This window comes from Patescibacteria group bacterium (assembly GCA_024654625.1).
Lineage (GTDB): Bacteria > Patescibacteriota > Minisyncoccia.
The window spans coordinates 1-2,451 of the sequence record JANLHB010000038.1 but is presented as its reverse complement, the minus strand read 5'-3'; the positions used below and the strand labels follow the sequence as shown (position 1 = coordinate 2,451).

Below are 2,451 nucleotides of genomic sequence, written 5' to 3'. Positions count from 1 at the left end.
AAATATCCTTTTGCGAGTTTTTTTTCTGAAAAATGGGTTAAGAAATTCTTAAAATTTTATTGGCCTATAGTTGTCTCGGAGATAGAAGGGATGAAAGATAAAGATGGGAGATCTGTTAAGGGTTGGGTTTTAGGAATACCATTAACAGCAGATCAAATGGTGATTGAACGTAAACTTACAAAGAAAAAAATATTACAAGCTACGAAGCTCGCTGAAAAATTAGGGGTCTCTATTATGGGATTAGGCGCTATGACAGCTTCATTGACACGGGGCGGACTAGATTTAATAAAAGATACTAACATTGGTATTACAACGGGAAGAGCCTATACAGTAAAAACGGTAACAGATACTTTATTTGCCATATCTAAAAGATTAAATATAGATTTGAAAGAATCAAAAATCGGAATTGTTGGTGCGGCTGGAGGAGTTGGTTCTGGTTGCTTTAAACTACTAGCTGCTAGCGATAGTAGTAATTTTATCCTGATCGATTTGGATCGAAAGTTAGATATTGTAAATGGCTTTGTAAACGAGATAAAACATAAATTTAAAGATAAGACATTTTTTATAGATATTTCTAGTGAAATGAGTGATATTAGATCAGCAGATATAATTATCGCGGCCACAAATTCACCAGACGTAGTCATCAAATCTGAGGATTTAAAATCTGGGGCAGTGATTATTAATGATGCTCAGCCTTCAGATATATCACCAGATATTTATAAAAATAGAAATGATGTGTTAATATTAGAAGGAGGAGTTATCAATACACTGGGGATAAATTATCATTTTAATTTTGGATTATTAAATAAAGAAGATACCTTCTGTTGCCTGGGCGAAGTCATGATTTTAGCATATGGAAAACATGAAAAACATTATGCACTTGGTTATTTAGATATGGATTTGATAGATGACATTTCTACTCTCTCTAAAAATCTAAATTTTAGGTTGGCTGAATTTCAAAACCATATTGAGGGAAAGATATTAGATGAGAAGATGGAGAAAATAAAAAGTATAATAAAAAAATAATGTATTTATTTGATATAATAAATATTTTCGTATTTTTAACAGGGCTTATAAATATAGTCTATGGTTTAATAATATACTCAAGAAATAGGAACAATATAACAAATTTCTGGTTCTTTCTCCTTGCCACGTCTGTGTTTTTGTGGGTTATGTCCATGTTCTTTTATAGAGGGTCATCTGTTAATGTAATTTTGTGGTCTAGATTATTATATTTTACTGCTGCTACTATACCATTATCATTTTTATACTTCACTTACTCTTTTCCAGAAGAAAAAATCAAATTTAAGTTCTGGCAAAAATATTTATTACCTATACCTTTCTTTTTTGTCATTTTTTTATCTTTATACCCTAATTTATTGATTGAAGGGGCAAGTACCATGGCTAATAAAGAGAATATTATTTTCTTTAATCATACTATATATTATTTTTATAGTGCATACATAACAGGTTATTTTATCTGGGGATATATAAATTTGATTTTAAAACATTTTAAAATCTCAGGTGAACGTAGGTTTCAGTTAAATTATATAATAATAGGAACAGTCCCTTCTTCTATTATTGCATCAATTACTAATTTACTGTTGCCTTCTCTTGGAATTTTTGAGTTTAATTGGGTGGGGCAGTTTATGGTGGTATTAATGATGTCATCGATATTTTATGCGATGCTTAAATATCACTTATTTAACATAAAAGTTGTTGCCACGGAATTATTAGTCTCTGTCGTTTGGATAGTTATTCTGTTAGATTTGTTAACAGCCGACACATTAAAAAATATAATATTTGAAGGATCTCTATTAATTATTACTATTTTCTTCGGCATCCTCATCATCCGCAGTGTTATTAAGGAGGTGCAAACTCGGGAAAAAATACAGGCTTTGGCGCTAGAGTTGAAGAGCGCTAACGATAAGTTGAAGGAGATGGATCAGATAAAGTCGGACTTTGTCACTATCGCTTCTCACCAGCTCCGCACTCCACTTACGGCTATCAAAGGCTATGCTTCACTCATGCTTGAGGGGAGTTATGGCAAGGTGCCGGAGAAGATGAAAGACCCTTTGAGTAAACTTTTCAGATCTTCTGAGAGGATGGTGGTGATGGTGGGGGATTTTCTAAATGTTTCTAGGATTGAGCGTGGCAAGATAGATTATGAATTTACAAAATTTGATGTATTGAAAATTGTTAAAGAGCTTTTTGAAGAGTTTAAGTTAAGTATGGAGAAGGAGGGGAGAAGCGACCCTAAACTCTACTTTGATACAGAGGTTAAGGGTGAAGTATTTGTAAATGGCGACGAGGGGAAGATAAAGCAGGTCCTCTCAAATTTGATAGACAACGCTATCAAATACACCCCTGTCCACCCGAACGGACCGTCCGGCTTTGTGAAGATAATTTTTACTTTACCTAAAGATAAAAATGTCGCCCTTGTGACTATTA

General features: G+C 33.1%; 2 protein-coding genes. Both read left to right on the top strand.

Features of this window, described 5'->3' with window-relative positions; translation table 11 throughout:
- The coding region (locus NUV40_03990; GenBank protein ID MCR4343030.1) for a hypothetical protein at positions 1 to 1,026 on the top strand (1,026 nt) is incomplete at its 5' end.
- Positions 1,026 to 2,451, top strand: a 1,426-nt coding sequence (locus NUV40_03985) for a hypothetical protein (protein MCR4343029.1), incomplete at its 3' end; no start/stop codon positions are given. The genes NUV40_03990 and NUV40_03985, both read left to right, overlap by 1 nt.